Annotated in this window: 20 protein-coding genes; all 20 read left to right on the forward strand. The window is 30.8% G+C overall.

The window, feature by feature from the left end; genetic code table 11:
* The first annotated feature begins 13 nt into the window (after nucleotides 1–13).
* The 20 genes from BR66_RS0101330 to BR66_RS0101430 all read left to right on the forward strand — a co-directional run bounded on the left by BR66_RS0101330 (nucleotide 14) and on the right by BR66_RS0101430 (nucleotide 14,221).
* Nucleotides 14–739: a hypothetical protein gene (locus BR66_RS0101330; RefSeq protein WP_026881306.1), complete on the forward strand. Its 726-nt coding sequence runs from the start codon at nucleotides 14–16 to the stop codon at nucleotides 737–739.
* Between the two features lie 15 nt (nucleotides 740–754).
* Nucleotides 755–1,219 carry a hypothetical protein gene (locus BR66_RS0101335; RefSeq protein WP_026881307.1) on the forward strand — a complete coding sequence of 155 codons (465 nt, stop codon included), beginning with the start codon at nucleotides 755–757 and terminating at the stop codon, nucleotides 1,217–1,219.
* Nucleotides 1,220–1,645, forward strand: coding sequence for a hypothetical protein (locus BR66_RS0101340; RefSeq protein ID WP_026881308.1), 426 nt, complete (start codon nucleotides 1,220–1,222; stop codon nucleotides 1,643–1,645).
* Between the two features lie 174 nt (nucleotides 1,646–1,819).
* On the forward strand, nucleotides 1,820–2,890 hold the full coding sequence (locus BR66_RS0101345; protein WP_026881309.1) for a M24 family metallopeptidase: 1,071 nt from the start codon (nucleotides 1,820–1,822) through the stop codon (nucleotides 2,888–2,890).
* A 90-nt stretch (nucleotides 2,891–2,980) separates the two neighbouring features.
* Nucleotides 2,981–3,541: an elongation factor P gene (gene efp / locus BR66_RS0101350; protein ID WP_026881310.1), complete on the forward strand. Its 561-nt coding sequence runs from the start codon at nucleotides 2,981–2,983 to the stop codon at nucleotides 3,539–3,541.
* A gap of 145 nt (nucleotides 3,542–3,686) precedes the next feature.
* A complete protein-coding gene (gene spoIIIAA / locus BR66_RS0101355) occupies nucleotides 3,687–4,604 on the forward strand; it encodes a stage III sporulation protein AA (RefSeq protein WP_026881311.1) in 918 nt (305 codons plus the stop codon).
* A gap of 5 nt (nucleotides 4,605–4,609) precedes the next feature.
* Nucleotides 4,610–5,128 carry a stage III sporulation protein SpoIIIAB gene (gene spoIIIAB, locus BR66_RS0101360; protein ID WP_026881312.1) on the forward strand — a complete coding sequence of 173 codons (519 nt, stop codon included), beginning with the start codon at nucleotides 4,610–4,612 and terminating at the stop codon, nucleotides 5,126–5,128.
* Nucleotides 5,129–5,141: 13 nt separating this feature from the next.
* Nucleotides 5,142–5,339, forward strand: a complete 198-nt coding sequence (spoIIIAC, locus tag BR66_RS0101365; protein WP_026881313.1) for a stage III sporulation protein AC — start codon at nucleotides 5,142–5,144, stop codon at nucleotides 5,337–5,339.
* Nucleotides 5,340–5,348: 9 nt separating this feature from the next.
* Nucleotides 5,349–5,732 (forward strand): stage III sporulation protein AD, encoded by a 384-nt coding sequence (gene spoIIIAD, locus BR66_RS0101370; protein WP_026881314.1) that lies wholly within the window; start codon nucleotides 5,349–5,351, stop codon nucleotides 5,730–5,732.
* 9 nt (nucleotides 5,733–5,741) lie between these two features.
* A complete protein-coding gene (gene spoIIIAE / locus BR66_RS0101375; RefSeq protein ID WP_026881315.1) occupies nucleotides 5,742–6,884 on the forward strand; it encodes a stage III sporulation protein AE in 1,143 nt (380 codons plus the stop codon).
* 15 nt (nucleotides 6,885–6,899) lie between these two features.
* On the forward strand, nucleotides 6,900–7,490 hold the full coding sequence (spoIIIAF, locus tag BR66_RS0101380) for a stage III sporulation protein AF (RefSeq protein WP_026881316.1): 591 nt from the start codon (nucleotides 6,900–6,902) through the stop codon (nucleotides 7,488–7,490).
* A gap of 23 nt (nucleotides 7,491–7,513) precedes the next feature.
* Nucleotides 7,514–8,137, forward strand: a complete 624-nt coding sequence (gene spoIIIAG / locus BR66_RS0101385; RefSeq protein WP_026881317.1) for a stage III sporulation protein AG — start codon at nucleotides 7,514–7,516, stop codon at nucleotides 8,135–8,137.
* Nucleotides 8,138–8,195: 58 nt separating this feature from the next.
* Nucleotides 8,196–8,720: a SpoIIIAH-like family protein gene (locus tag BR66_RS0101390; protein ID WP_026881318.1), complete on the forward strand. Its 525-nt coding sequence runs from the start codon at nucleotides 8,196–8,198 to the stop codon at nucleotides 8,718–8,720.
* Between the two features lie 87 nt (nucleotides 8,721–8,807).
* Nucleotides 8,808–9,200, forward strand: a complete 393-nt coding sequence (locus BR66_RS0101395) for an Asp23/Gls24 family envelope stress response protein (RefSeq protein WP_026881319.1) — start codon at nucleotides 8,808–8,810, stop codon at nucleotides 9,198–9,200.
* An 86-nt stretch (nucleotides 9,201–9,286) separates the two neighbouring features.
* Nucleotides 9,287–9,694 (forward strand): transcription antitermination factor NusB, encoded by a 408-nt coding sequence (gene nusB / locus BR66_RS0101400; RefSeq protein WP_026881320.1) that lies wholly within the window; start codon nucleotides 9,287–9,289, stop codon nucleotides 9,692–9,694.
* A 74-nt stretch (nucleotides 9,695–9,768) separates the two neighbouring features.
* On the forward strand, nucleotides 9,769–10,617 hold the full coding sequence (locus BR66_RS0101405; RefSeq protein WP_026881321.1) for a bifunctional 5,10-methylenetetrahydrofolate dehydrogenase/5,10-methenyltetrahydrofolate cyclohydrolase: 849 nt from the start codon (nucleotides 9,769–9,771) through the stop codon (nucleotides 10,615–10,617).
* Nucleotides 10,607–11,803, forward strand: a complete 1,197-nt coding sequence (gene xseA / locus BR66_RS0101410; RefSeq protein ID WP_026881322.1) for an exodeoxyribonuclease VII large subunit — start codon at nucleotides 10,607–10,609, stop codon at nucleotides 11,801–11,803. The genes BR66_RS0101405 and xseA overlap by 11 nt, the downstream gene beginning before the upstream one ends.
* 15 nt (nucleotides 11,804–11,818) lie before the next feature.
* Entirely contained in the window at nucleotides 11,819–12,040 is a 222-nt protein-coding gene (locus BR66_RS0101415) for an exodeoxyribonuclease VII small subunit (protein ID WP_026881323.1), read from the forward strand.
* A 2-nt stretch (nucleotides 12,041–12,042) separates the two neighbouring features.
* On the forward strand, nucleotides 12,043–12,912 hold the full coding sequence (locus BR66_RS0101420) for a polyprenyl synthetase family protein (RefSeq protein WP_026881324.1): 870 nt from the start codon (nucleotides 12,043–12,045) through the stop codon (nucleotides 12,910–12,912).
* A gap of 748 nt (nucleotides 12,913–13,660) precedes the next feature.
* The gene (locus BR66_RS0101430) at nucleotides 13,661–14,221 is read left to right on the forward strand and encodes a CNNM domain-containing protein (protein WP_035795140.1); all 561 of its coding nucleotides are present in this window, start codon (nucleotides 13,661–13,663) and stop codon (nucleotides 14,219–14,221) included.
* Nucleotides 14,222–14,223 lie beyond the last annotated feature (2 nt).

A 14,223-nucleotide genomic window follows, 5' to 3' on the forward strand; every position in this document is an offset into this window, starting at 1 on the left:
AGAGTAGTATCATATGTTATTTAATACGTTAGATATATTTGAAATAGGAAAAGATGATAAGATTTTAAAAGTCAATTATAAGAAAAAAAAATTTATATTTAAGAATACAGTTCAAGAAAAAAATATTTCAGACAGTTATATGCAAAATAAGAAACTGACAAAAAAAATTCTTATTATGTGTGGACAGGAAATATACATAAAAAAAATAAATGTTCCAAATTTAAATGGGAATGCTCTAGAAAAAGTAATAAAGGATGAACTAAAATTTTATTACAGAGTTACTGAGGAAATAGTGTTTTCATATCACGTATTAAGAAAAAATAAAAACAATTTAGAGCTATTGGTTTTTTATATAAATAGTGAGAGATTAGAAAAATTAGATATTAAAACATTATATAATGTTAAAGCAGTATATATGGTGCAATTTTTATATATAGAGTATGTAAATAGAATAATTGACAATGGAAATTATATTCTGGCATTTAATCATGATAATTACTTCTATTTAATTTATTGTGAAGACAAAATATTAAAAGCAGATGATGTGCAAATATATTTTAAAGAAAGTGAAATTCAATTTCAAAAGCATATTTTTAATTTTTGTAGGATAAATAATATTTCAATAAATTCAGTAGAAAATTTAATTTTAGCGGGACTTAATAATTACGGTAGTTTTGATATAAAATGTGGAGTGAAAAATTTAGGATATTTAGAAAAAAGTAAAATATATAAATTTTAATATGGAGGTGGTTATATGGAATATAATTTTTTACCATATTGGTATAAACAAAACAAAAAGAGAAGAAGAAATCTAGTTAGTTTAGGAGTTATATTAGGAGTTGTAGCAATAAATATATGTTTGATTTGTGAATTTTTGCACATTTGTAGAAATATTGAGAATCTTAAAGGCTATAACAGCAATATTAACTTGAAATATCAAGAAACCCCACAGAGAAAAATTAACAATAAAGATACGGTAGTATACAAAAATTTTGAAACATTTTTAGGATTACATAGTAATTATGAAAATGTATGTAATATTAAAGCAGATGATAAAAGCATAAACGTTAAATTTAAAATAAAAGATATGGTTGATTATGAAAATTTAGTGAAGGAAATAGAAAGCTTTTCGAAATATAAAATTTTAAATTTGGAAGCCCCGGAAAATGATTCTGCTGGCAATAAATTTTTTAATGTAGACATCCAGGAGGTGCAATAAGTGAAAAAAAAGTTTACTAGTATTGCTGTAATGATAATAATGATATTTATAACATCATACCTACTAAAAATAACAATAAATAAGAATATTGAACTAAAAAACTATAAAAGTAAACAAATATTACCAAAATCTAAGATCAAAAGTGATAACTTAAAGAAGGAAGCTAACTCGTACAGCACTGTGATAAACATGGTAAATAAATATAATGGAGAAATAAAAGAGTTCAAAACCAAAAATAACAATGATAAGTTGATTAATGCAGATATACTAGTAACAGGAAATGAAAAAATACTGTCAGATTTTCTAGGAGAATTAAGACAATATAAAGATTTAAATAGTTTAAGTTCCATAACATTTGATAATAGTAGTGGAGACATAGAAAAATACTCTCTAGAAGTTAATGCGGAATTTAAAACAGGAAAATGATAAGTGAATTTACACTTGTGAACATGAAATATACTAGTAGCAACAGGATGTTAAAAATTAAATTACTCAAAATTAACAATAAATTTGCAAATAGCAAAAACTTTTGATAAAATAAATGTGTTCGGCATTTTTAAATGGATAAAGTCTCATATATTTTGAAAAGGGTGATGTTCAATGTTTGGAGAAAGAATTGAAAAATTAAGAAAATCAATGATTTCTAAAAAACTTGAGTGTGTTTTTATTATGGGGGACCCCAATAGAAACTATTTGAGTGGTTTTACAGGTGATGAAAGTTTTTCTATAATAACCATGGATAAGGCGTTTTTTATAACAGATTCTAGATTTACGCAGCAGGCTAAAGAGCAAGTTAATGACTATGAAGTAGTAGAATATAAAGGAACGTTTCCTAGCTTTTTTACTGATATTATTAAAAAACTTGCAGTTAAAAATGTTGGGTTTGAAGAGGATATAGTTTCTTATGATTATTACAAAAAACTTTCTGAAAATTTGGATGCAAAGCTTGTACCTATGGAAGGTATTATAGAGGAAATTAGACTTGTAAAAGATACAGATGAAGTTGAGGTTATAAGGAAGGCAGCCAGTATTGCAGATAAGGCTTTTGACCATATGCTTAAATTTATTAAAGCAGGTATGAGTGAGAGAGAAGTTGGAATTGAACTTGAATTCACCATGAAAAAACTTGGAGCTAAAGATTTATCATTTCCATCAATAGTTGCTAGTGGTGTAAGATCTTCTTTACCACATGGTCAGGCAACAAATAAAATTCTTAATAATGGTGATTTTTTAACACTTGATTTTGGGTGTATATTTGAAGATTATTGTTCAGATATGACTAGAACGGTAGTAATTGGTGATCCAAGTGATAAAATGGTAGAAATATATGCTACAGTGTTAGAGGCACAAAATTTAGCTTTGAAAGCTATTAAAGCTAATGTTATGGCTAAAAATGTAGATGACGCTGCAAGAAGTTACATAGAAAAAAAAGGTTATGGAAAATACTTTGGACATGGGGTTGGTCATGGAGTTGGAAGAGAAATTCATGAGGGACCAAGAGTAAGTCCCAAAAGTGAAACAATATTAAAAAAAGGTATGATTATAACAGATGAACCAGGAATATATATTCCTGAATTCGGAGGAGTTAGAATTGAAGATTTAATTCTTGTAACTGACTCTGGGTGTGAAGTTTTATCTAAGTCACCCAAAAGTATGATTTGCCTAAAATAAAAAATGCTTTTTTAATGGTTGGTTAAGGTATTTTTTTAACTGAAAAGGTTAGAATATATTATGAATTTATAGATTTTGGAGGGATACTAAATGATATCAGCAGGAGAACTAAGAAAAGGAGTCACTTTCGAACATGATGGACAAGTATTTACGGTTATTGATTTTTTACACGTTAAACCAGGAAAAGGTGCAGCGTTTGTAAGAACAAAAGTAAGAAACGTAATATCCGGAGGGGTTACAGACATAACTTTTAACCCAACTGTTAAATTACAGGATGTTGTAATAGACAGAAGAGAAATGCAGTATTTATATTCAGATGGGGAATTATATTATTTTATGGATCAAGAAACATTTGAGCAGATTCCACTTGCTTTTGAACAAGTAGAGGGAGCTATAAAATATTTAAAGGAAAATATGTTTGCAGTTATTAAATTTTACAAGGACGCTGCTTTTTCAGTGGAGGCTCCAAATTTTGTTGAATTACAAATTGTAGAAACAGATCCAGGATTCAAAGGAAATACTGCAACAAATACTTTAAAACCAGCAACTGTAGAGACTGGCGCAGTTATTCAAGTCCCTCTTTTTGTTAACGAAGGTGAAGTAATAAGAATTGACACACGAAACGGTGAATATATGGAGAGAGTAAAATAAATCCAGCTCTTGATGTATGAAGTGAAAAGTTTCAAGTAATAAGAAAATAAAAAGAAATTCCTAGGATCTAGGAGTTTCTTTTTATTTTTTGGTATAAATTCATAAAAATATAAATAAGATTTATATAAGAAGGGAGGATGAAAGAATGGTTAACTTAGAGGATATAACAAATGTGATGCCTCAGAATACAAAGGATTTGCTAGTGAAATTGGAAGAAATAGAAAAAATACAAGAGATACGTTTAAAAGTAAACAAGCCAATGATATTACAAATAGGGGATAAAGAAGTGATAACAAATTATTATATATCCAGCGAAGATATAAAAACTATATTAAAAAAAATGAGCAATTATTCAATATACTCTATAGAAGCTGAACTTAAACAAGGATATATCACAATTAAGGGAGGACATAGAGTGGGGATTTGCGGAAATTGTATTATAGAAAATAACATAGTAAAGACTATAAAAAATATTTCCTCAGTAAATATAAGAGTTTGTAAAGAAATAATTGGTTGTTCAAACATCGTAATGCCAGCAATAATTGAGAGAAAAACTATTTTAAATACAATAATCATATCACCGCCCAAATGTGGGAAAACAACATTAATAAGAGATATTACAAGAAATATCTCAAATGGAATGAAAAATCCACAAATAATAGGGAAAAAGGTTTGTGTAGTAGATGAGAGGAGTGAGATATGTGCTTCATCAGATGGTGTTCCACAATTGGATGTTGGGCTAAGAACTGATGTATTAGATAATTGCCCTAAAAGTCAAGGAATAATGATGGCTATTAGAAGTATGTCTCCAGATGTTATTGTATGCGATGAAATTGGTACCTATGAGGATGTGAAATCTATCCTTGCTGCGTTAAATTGTGGAATAAATTTAATAACAACCATTCACGGATTTGGAATTGAGGATTTAAAAAATAGAAATGTATTTAAAGAGGTTTTGGATAATCATATATTTCAAAGGGCAATTGTATTAAGCGGTAAGGGTGGAGTTGGAACTCTGGAATATGTATATGATTTTAATAGCGGAACATTCATGGCGAGGTGATATATATGATTAAATTCCTAGGAAGCTCTATTGTTATAATTTTCTCCACTTTTGCTGGAATTATATATGCTCAGGCATATATATACAGGGTTAGAGAATTGAATGAAATGGAAAGATGTATACGTCAGCTTCAAAATGAGATTGTATATACTCATACACCACTGCCAGAAGCGCTCCTAAACATATCGCATACTGGAAAAAGGCCAATAGCTGATATCTTTAAAAAAATATCTGCAGAGTTATCAAGTAATTTACATGATAGTGTTTATGATGCATTTAAGAAGATATTTGATAATAGTAGTAAAAATTTATACCTAAAAGCTGAAGATGTTAATATAATTTTGGATTTAGCTAAATCATTAGGAGAATCAGACATAGATGGACAAGTTAATATATTTTTATTTACTGTAAACAATTTGAAAAAGATAATTGGTGAAGCAGATGTTGCCATGAAAAAAAATGTGAAGATGTTCAGGTATCTTGGATTTGGGGTTGGAGCTATGATCGTTATCATGCTCATTTAGGAGGTGCATTTTATTGTTAGACGTGAGCTTGATATTTAAAATAGCCGCAATTGGAGTTTTATTGATTGTGATAGATAAAATATTAAAATCCAGTGGTAAAGATGAATATGCAGTAATTGTTAATTTAGCCGGCATAGTAATTGTTTTAATGATGGTAATAAGTCTTATTAGTAAGTTGTTTGACACAGTAAAAACTATGTTTCAGTTATAGGGTGATATTATGGAAATAATAAAGGTTGTTGCATTTGCATTTATAAGTCTCTTTATCATATTGATTTTGAAAAACAGAAGTGAAGAAATAGCAATACAGGTAAGCATTGTGGCTGGCATAATGATTTTTATGTTTACTGCAAGTAAAATCACGGCAATAGTTGAGTTATTACAGCAGTTAGCCTTAAAAGCTAACATAGATTTTGTATATTTAAGTACTGTGCTTAAAATACTCGGTATTGCCTACTTAGCCTCTTTTTGCAGTGAAATATGTAAAGATGCAGGTGAAAGTAATATAGCTTCAAAGGTTGAATTTGCGGGTAAAATACTTATTTTAGTATTAGCTGTTCCTATTCTTATGGGAGTTTTGAATGCTATTCTAAATATTATGTAGAGGTAAACTATGAAAAAAGTAATTGTGTTAATTATACTATTTACAATAATTTTATGGCCAACAGTAGTACAAGCATCTCAAAATAATGTAAATACAGATAGTCAACAAGTGGAGCAACTATATAATTACATTTCAAATATGAGAACTAAGTATGAACTATTGAAAGATTTGGATATAAAAGAATATGTTGAAGACATTATGAAGAGTGGAGATGGAAAGTTTTCTTTTAAAAAATTAACGGGGGCTATAGTAAGTTTTGCATTTAGAGATGTAATAGCGGACATAAAATTAATGACTATGCTTTTAATTATATGTGTTATGTGCGCTCTTTTAACCAATTTGCAGCGAGCTTTTAGTAGTGAAAAACTATCAAATATAGCATATTTCGCATGCTATTCTTTGATTATTATTATTATAGCCAAAAGTTTTTATATTGGAGTAAGTGAAGTTAAAGACGCGGTAAAAGGAATTCAAGACTTTATGACTGCACTGATGCCAATACTCCTTGTACTCTTAGCAACTAGTGGTGGGGCAGCTCAAGCTGCAGTTATGGATCCAATTATAATGGTGACTATCACTATTACGGCTACTATATTTACTGATGTAATCTTACCATTAATAATTATGAGTTTTGTACTGCAATTTGTGAATAATATTTCAGAAGATTATAAGATTGATAAATTAGCCAAACTTTTAAAACAATCTGTACTTTGGATTCAGGGGCTTTGCATGACAGTATTTATTGGCATAGTAACCATTAGGGGAGTAAGCTCAAAGGCTATTGATGAGGTCACTGCTAAAACGGCAAAATTCGCAGTGGATAATTTTGTGCCAGTGGTTGGTAAAGCTTTATCAGATGCAATTTCTACTGTGGCAGGGTATTCATCATTACTAAAGGGTGCAATAAGCAGCGTGGGTTTAATTATATTGGTATCAGTAGTGGCATTTCCAATAATAAAGGTGTTTATTTTAGCATTTATCCATAAACTTACTGCGGCCATAGTTCAACCTATAAGTGATAAAAGAGTGGTAAATGCCATAAATGAAGCAGGGGATGCATTGATCTTACTTGCGGCCTCACTTATAAGTATTTCTGTTATGTTTTTTATAATAGTAGCAATAATAGCGTCTTGTGGTAACAATGTATCTTAGGAAGGTGAAAACTTAGTGGAGTGGATTAAAAATTGGGTTGTTAGCATATGCTCAGCTGTTATTTTTATTACAGCAGTTGAACTAATAATTCCAGATAATAAAATGGACAGATATGTGAAATTTGCAATGGGTTTAATTCTTATAGCCGTTATAATGAACCCTATTATAAAAGTTTTAAGTAACAAATGGGACATGACAACTTATATAAATAAGGCAAATAATTATATGGATAGCAAATCACTAGACAATAACATCACAAAATATAAACAGGCAGATAAGGCAAACACTTTAAATACATTTGAGACAAATTTGGAAAACACGTCAAATAAAATGTTAAAAGAAAAATTTCCTGACAATGATTATTCAGTTAAGGTAGATGCAAGCTACAGTAGCCAAAACGGTGATTTAGTTATAAGGGATTTGAAAGTAGATGTAACAAATAAAGGAATACAAAAAGTACAAAAAGTAGATATAAATACACAAACTGCAAGTAATAATACTGTAGGTAGTGCAAATGACAAAACGGCTCTGGAAATTAAAAATTATCTAAATCAAGAATTAAAGGTTGATAAAAGTAATATCTATGTTAATGAGTATAATAAATAATTAACTTATGAGGAGGTGATAACATGGATTTTAAAAAATTAATCCAAAAATTTAAAGAGCTAGGACTGAATAAGCAATTGACTAACATAGTTATTATTATTTTAGTGGGTGTATTAATTATAATAGCAGCTAGCGTTTTTAAAGACACTACTACCAATACAACTACTTCAGGAAAACAGCAAAACCAAACCACAAACACAGCGTTAAGCGATGAAAATAGTGATGAAAGTGAATCTTCTAATGACGATAGTGCCTATGAAAACCAGCAGGAAGCAAAGCTTGAAGGCTTGCTTCAAAATATACAGGGGGTTGGTAACGTAAAAGTCATGATTAATTATGAAAAAGGTGAGGAAGAGGTTCCTGTATACAACCAAAGTACATCTTCATCTGTAATAAACGAAAATGATAGTTCTGGTGGAAAAAGAGTAACTACTCAAAATAGCACTGGTTCAAATGTAGTTTTAACTAATAATGGAGATGCCACAAAACCATTTATAGTTAGTAAATACAAACCAAAGGTAAGCGGCGTATATATTGTTGCCGAGGGGGCAAATGATTCGGATATAAAATTAAACATTACAGATTCTGTAGCAGAATTTTTTAATATTTCTGTGGATAAAGTTAGCGTAGATGCAATGAAAAAATAACATATAACTATTTTAGTAAGCATATAAATTTGATATAAAGTTAAATGGAGGGGAGAAAATGAATAGGAAACAAGCAGTCATTATTGTAGCTTTACTAGTACTGATAGTATGTGCTGGTGTCCTAGCTACGAGAGTACAAAGTCCACTATATGTTAGTGATACTGACCTGGTTAATAGTAACAATACAAATTCATCTACTTCTGATAATAGCACAAATAAGACAAGCGGTAAGCAAGATTATTTTGCAGAAGCAAGACTTACACGGGATAAAACAAGTCAAGAAAGTGTTTCAAGCCTAAAGGAAATTATGGATGACAAAAATCAAACTGCAGAAAATAAACAGAATGCGGAACAAGAATCAGTTGCAATAGTTACTGAGCAGCAAAATGAAATGAAGGTTGAAAATATGCTAAAGGGGAAAGGCTATAAAGAAGCACTTTGTACTATCAACAATGATAAAGTTAATGTTGTAGTAAGGGTGGATAACGAAAAATTGTCTGATCAGCAACAAAGAGAAATAAAGGATGTAATACTAAGTGTAACACAAATTAGAAACATAGAAATACAAGCACCTGTTCATTAGTATTTGTAAAATTAGATTTGTTTTGATATAATAATCATAAGATGATATACTTTCCTAAGATAATAAGCCTAAGGGGGTAAAGAGAATATGGAAAATGAAATAAAAGATACCGTTAATATGGGTATAGTAAAGATATCTGATGAAGTGGTAGAAGTTATTGCTGGACTTGCAGCTGCTGATGTAAAAGGTATTATTGGTATGAGTGACAGTTTAGTTGGTGGAATTTCACATGTATTAAGTGGGAAAAAGAATCTTGCTAGAGGTGTTAAAGTAAACGTTGGGGAAGACAGTGCTTCTATAGATATAAACTTAGTAGTTCAGTATGGAGTTAGAATTCCAGAAATAGCTGCTTCAGTACAAGAAAATGTAAAAAGAGCAGTTGAATCAATGACTGGACTTAATGTATCTGGTGTGAACATATATGTCCAAAATGTAATCATCCCTAAGGAAGAAACCATAACTGAAGGCGAAGAAGAATAAGTAGCAAACACCCTCTATCTAAGTGGAGGGTGTTTCTAAGTTAAAAAGTAAAAGTTAACATTACAGTATTTTGGGAGGACAATTAAATGAATAGAAGGAAAAGTAGAGAACTAGCTATGAAATTGTTATTTGAATCATCTATTAACAAGAAGGATGCAGAGGAAATAATAGATGATTACAAAGAACAAAATGAAGATTATAATGATATGGATTTTGAGTATATAAAAACTCTTCTAAGTGGCATACAAGAGAAAGAAAACATTTTAAATGAAAAAATAGAATCGAGTCTTACAAATTGGAAATTAAATCGGATATCTAAGATAAATATGGCAATTCTGAAAGTTGCAGTTTTTGAAATATTTTTTGTAGAAGAAATACCAGACAAAGTTTCAGTAAATGAAGCCATAGAACTAGCAAAGGTATACTCGGATGAAAAATCACCAGCATTTATTAATGGTGCAATTGGTAATATGATTAATACAAAAACTTTATAATATTTAGTTGGCATCTAAAAAACTAGTCGGTATGCTAGTATATTTTTTAGCTGCTCAACAGTTGGGGTGCTATAATGGGAAAAAAGATTGAAGGAAAATTAATAGCAGAGGCTTTTAAAAATGAGATTAGAGAACTTGTAACCTGCAACAAATCAAAGGCTTATAGAGTTCCAAAGCTTGCAATAATTATGGTTGGATCAGATGGCGGCTCCAGTTTTTATGTAAGAAATGCAAAAAAACTTGCTGAAAATTTAGGACTAAGTTGTGAAGTGTTTCATTTTCAAGATGATACATCTGAAGAGAGCGTCATAGATACAATAGAAGATTTAAATATTAAAGAAGATGTAGATGGAATAATGCTACAACTACCTTTGCCAGATGATTTTAATGAAAAATATGTTATTTCAAAAATAGATTGTGAAAAAGATATAGATGGACTAACATATAAAAACATAGGAAAATTTTATAGCGGAGAAAAATGTTTTATACCTTGTACACCTAAAGGAATCATGGAATTAATAAAGAGTACAGGTGTAGATATTAAAGGTAAAAATGCAGTAGTGGTTGGAAGAAGTAATATAGTAGGTAAGCCAATTGCACAACTACTTTTAGATCAGAACGCTACAGTTACAATTTGCCATTCAAAAACTGAAGATTTAAAAAAGATTTGCTCTAAAGCGGATATTCTAGTAGCAGCTGTTGGTAAACCGGATTTTATAGATGAAAATTTTATAAAATCGGGTGCTATTGTCATCGATGTAGGGACTACAATGGTAGATGGAAAGCTAAGGGGAGATGTAGTGTTTAACGAAGCTATTGAAAAAGCAGAATTTGTAACACCTGTTCCTGGCGGGGTTGGTGCAGTTACTACAACTATGCTTTTAAAAAATACATGTGAGGCGTTTGAAAAAAATGTACGTTAAAACTCTAACAGTTTCAGAACTTGGTAATTATATAAAAAAGATAATAGATAGCGATTTTATTTTGAATAATACCCTTGTAAAGGGTGAAGTGTCTAATTTTAAAATACACAGTAGTGGTCATGTCTATTTTTCTCTTAAGGATGACTTTGGAAAAATAAATTGTATAATGTTTAAAAGTAAATTCGACAATATTAAATTTTTACCTGAAAATGGTATGTCAGTTGTTATTAAAGGTAAGGTATCAGTATATCAAAAGGATGGAGCATACCAGCTTTATTGTAATGATATAAAACTAGAAGGCATTGGGGAACTAAGTGCAGCTTTTGAAAAGCTTAAAAAGAAGCTAGAATCAAAAGGGCTATTTGATTTGTCACATAAAAAAGCAATACCGGAGTATGCTAAAAAAATCGGGGTAATTACGTCACCCACAGGAGCAGCGGTAAGGGATATAATCAATGTTACAAAACGAAGAAATAGTGGGGTAAACATTTTAATATATCCTTCTCTTGTGCAGGGACCAAATGCAGTAGTCAATATTATAGAAGGAATAAATTACCTCAATGGGGTAAAAGATGTAGACGTAATAATCATTGCACGTGGTGGTGGATCAGTGGAAGAACTATGGTCTTTTAACGATGAATCTTTAGCGGAAGCTGTATTTGCCTCCAAGAAACCAATAGTTACAGCAGTTGGTCATGAAACTGATTTTACTATTGTAGATTTCGTAAGTGATTTAAGAGCACCTACACCATCTGCAGGTGCAGAACTAGTAACCTTGAATTTAAAGGATACCAATGATAAAATTAAAAATTATAGTGAACTTTTAAAAAAATATATGGATGATTATATTATAGGAGAAACCAATACGATTAATTCATATAGAAAAAGTTTAGAGTATAATAGCCCTATGGTTTTTATTGCCAATGCCTATAATAATTTAGACAAGATAAAAGAAACACTAGTGGATAGGACTAAAAATAGGGCTGAAACAGAAAAACAAAAATTAATCAAATTGAATGCGCTTTTAAATGCACATAATCCACTTAATGTATTGAGTAGAGGATATGCAATAATAGAGGGCGAGAATGGGAACTTGATTTCACAAATAGATAAACTTTCTAATGAAGAGAATATTAAAATTATATTAAAAGATGGAAACAAAATCTTTAATATTAAAAATGTCTAAAGTTTTGGAGGAATTATGGCAGGTAAACGTGAATCTTATGAAGGTATGATGAGTAAGCTAGAAGGTATAGTGTCCTCAATGGAAAATGGTGAAATGACTTTAGAAGATACAATGGGAAATTATGAAGCTGGTGTTGCTCTTTGTAATAAATTATATAAATATTTAAATGAAGCAGAGGGTAAAATAAAAATACTTTCAGGTGACAAAGAAAAGGATTTTCCAGGAAATGAGGAATAAAGATGGATACAGTAGCATTAAAAAGTGAAATAGATTTGTGGCTAATGGAGTATTTTAGCAAAAAAGGAACCTACAATAGGAAAATCTATGATGCAATGCATTATAGTCTAGATGTTGGTGGCAAAAGAATTAGACCAATATTATGTTGCACTACTTATAATATATACAAAAAAAATTACCAAAATGTAATGTCAGTGGCATGTGCTATAGAGATGATCCATACATATTCACTTATTCATGACGATTTACCTTGCATGGATGATGATGATTTAAGAAGAGGACACCCAACTAACCATAAAGTATTTGGTGAATCAGTGGCAGTACTGGCAGGAGATGGACTTTTAAATGAGGCTATGAGTATAATGTTTGATTACTGCATTGGTAAGAATCAAAATGAAATTGTGGCTTGTAAATTAATATCAGATAGCGCAGGTCCTGAAGGGATGATCGGTGGACAGATAGTAGACATCTTGAGCGAGGGAACAAAAATTTCATATGATACTCTTCGTTATATGCATAAAAAAAAGACTGGATCATTAATTAAAGCTTCGATTTTGTCTGGAGCCATTTTAGGAAATGCACAGAAAGAAGAAATTGAAAAATTAGCTGACTTTGGAGAAAAGCTGGGCCTTGCTTTTCAAATAAAAGATGATATATTGGATGTAACTGGTGATGAAAATGTTCTAGGCAAAAATATTAATAGCGATATTGACAATAACAAGACAACATTTATAACTACTTTTGGATTAGAAGAATGTAAAAATAAATGTAAAATTCTCACTACAGAATGCCTTGATATTTTGAAGGATTTAAAAAAAGATACAAAAAGTCTAGAAGATATAACTAAATTTTTATTACATAGAGAAGTATAATATGATAATATAAGGATATAGTTTTTGAATATTTAATCAAGCTGTGATATAATTGCATTTGTTGAGTTTAAGAATAGTGGCGCAGTATTCTAGTCAGGTACGCTTTTTTCGAGGACGGGGCTAAAAATCCGTTAAAGGGCATATCGATGAAGTTCCTTGTGCTTGCTTATAACGCCCAGTCATGGGCTTGTGCTGGGAGTAAGGGGGCTGGGGCAACCGCAATGGCATGCGGATCTGACCCTACCCTCGTGGAGACCGTTATTTGTAGATTAGATGAGATATCTACTTTACGTTGACGGGTTAAACCTGTATTGTGGTACAAAAGCTATGTGCAGTGTAGCCTGCCTTGCGTGAAAATGGGAGAGGACAGGAAAAGTAAAATACTTCGGCGGAAGTATTTTATTCGATGCCTTCTGAAACCTTTTTTGCAAAAGAGGCTAGGAATAAGAATAAATGTCGGGGAAAACCCCTAGGCTGTTCGGAAGAGGTATATTAGGGATTGCAGTGCGGACTTAGTGGTAATCTAGTCCTAGTAATGGCGACATATTAGATAAGTTATTAAAGGGAAACCGCCAATAATGGTGACATTAAGGCTAATTTATGGGAAATCCTACTGGACCTATGCCGCAAGATTTACTTAATATACTGCCACTTTTTAAACAAACAATATTCAAAAAAATGATAAGCTAGAGCACATATAAATTGCGACTTATTATTTTTTTGAATATATATAAATGGAGGAATATCAGTGTCAAAAAAGAATAATAATAGGAAGAGCAACGTAAAAAGCAGACGAAAATGGATATTAACCATTACATTTTGGTCAATTTTTATAAGTGGTGGTTTTTCTTTTCTCTCTGATTTGCTACTAAAAAATGTTAATTTGTTAGTAGCTTTTGTTATATTAGCACTTATAATAACACTTGGAGTTGTATTTGATATAATTGGAGTAGCAGTTACTGCTGCTAATGAAACCCCTTTTCACGCTATGGCGTCAAAAAAAATCAAGGGTGCTAAAATTGCTATAAATCTCATAAGAAATGCGGACAAAGTGTCTAGTTTTTGCAATGACGTCATCGGCGATATTTGCGGAATAATAAGCGGATCAGTAGGAATGTTCATATCACAAAAAATTTTGATTGCATTTAATAATACAAACGCTACTTTTATTAGCGTAGCTATAGGTGCACTTGTTGCTTCTGCTACTATATGCGGTAAATCAACAGGTAAAAGCTTTGCAATGCAAAATAGTAATGAAATTGTTGCAAAAGTATCTAGAGGTTTGTATTTAATTGTAAAGGATAGATGAAG

Source organism: Clostridium akagii DSM 12554 (assembly GCF_000686725.1).
GTDB lineage: Bacteria > Bacillota > Clostridia > Clostridiales > Clostridiaceae > Clostridium_I > Clostridium_I akagii.

Bases quoted from the DNA above. Each gene is read 5' to 3' on its own strand.
- BR66_RS0101330 (WP_026881306.1), top strand. From the start codon at position 14: ATGTTATTTAATACGTTAGATATATTTGAAATAGGAAAAGATGATAAG.
- BR66_RS0101335 (WP_026881307.1), top strand. From the start codon at position 755: ATGGAATATAATTTTTTACCATATTGGTATAAACAAAACAAAAAGAGA.
- BR66_RS0101345 (WP_026881309.1), top strand. From the start codon at position 1,820: ATGTTTGGAGAAAGAATTGAAAAATTAAGAAAATCAATGATTTCTAAA.
- efp (WP_026881310.1), top strand. From the start codon at position 2,981: ATGATATCAGCAGGAGAACTAAGAAAAGGAGTCACTTTCGAACATGAT.
- spoIIIAA (WP_026881311.1), top strand. From the start codon at position 3,687: ATGGTTAACTTAGAGGATATAACAAATGTGATGCCTCAGAATACAAAG.
- spoIIIAB (WP_026881312.1), top strand. From the start codon at position 4,610: ATGATTAAATTCCTAGGAAGCTCTATTGTTATAATTTTCTCCACTTTT.
- spoIIIAD (WP_026881314.1), top strand. From the start codon at position 5,349: ATGGAAATAATAAAGGTTGTTGCATTTGCATTTATAAGTCTCTTTATC.
- spoIIIAE (WP_026881315.1), top strand. From the start codon at position 5,742: ATGAAAAAAGTAATTGTGTTAATTATACTATTTACAATAATTTTATGG.
- spoIIIAG (WP_026881317.1), top strand. From the start codon at position 7,514: ATGGATTTTAAAAAATTAATCCAAAAATTTAAAGAGCTAGGACTGAAT.
- BR66_RS0101390 (WP_026881318.1), top strand. From the start codon at position 8,196: ATGAATAGGAAACAAGCAGTCATTATTGTAGCTTTACTAGTACTGATA.
- BR66_RS0101395 (WP_026881319.1), top strand. From the start codon at position 8,808: ATGGAAAATGAAATAAAAGATACCGTTAATATGGGTATAGTAAAGATA.
- nusB (WP_026881320.1), top strand. From the start codon at position 9,287: ATGAATAGAAGGAAAAGTAGAGAACTAGCTATGAAATTGTTATTTGAA.
- BR66_RS0101405 (WP_026881321.1), top strand. From the start codon at position 9,769: ATGGGAAAAAAGATTGAAGGAAAATTAATAGCAGAGGCTTTTAAAAAT.
- xseA (WP_026881322.1), top strand. From the start codon at position 10,607: ATGTACGTTAAAACTCTAACAGTTTCAGAACTTGGTAATTATATAAAA.
- BR66_RS0101415 (WP_026881323.1), top strand. From the start codon at position 11,819: ATGGCAGGTAAACGTGAATCTTATGAAGGTATGATGAGTAAGCTAGAA.
- BR66_RS0101420 (WP_026881324.1), top strand. From the start codon at position 12,043: ATGGATACAGTAGCATTAAAAAGTGAAATAGATTTGTGGCTAATGGAG.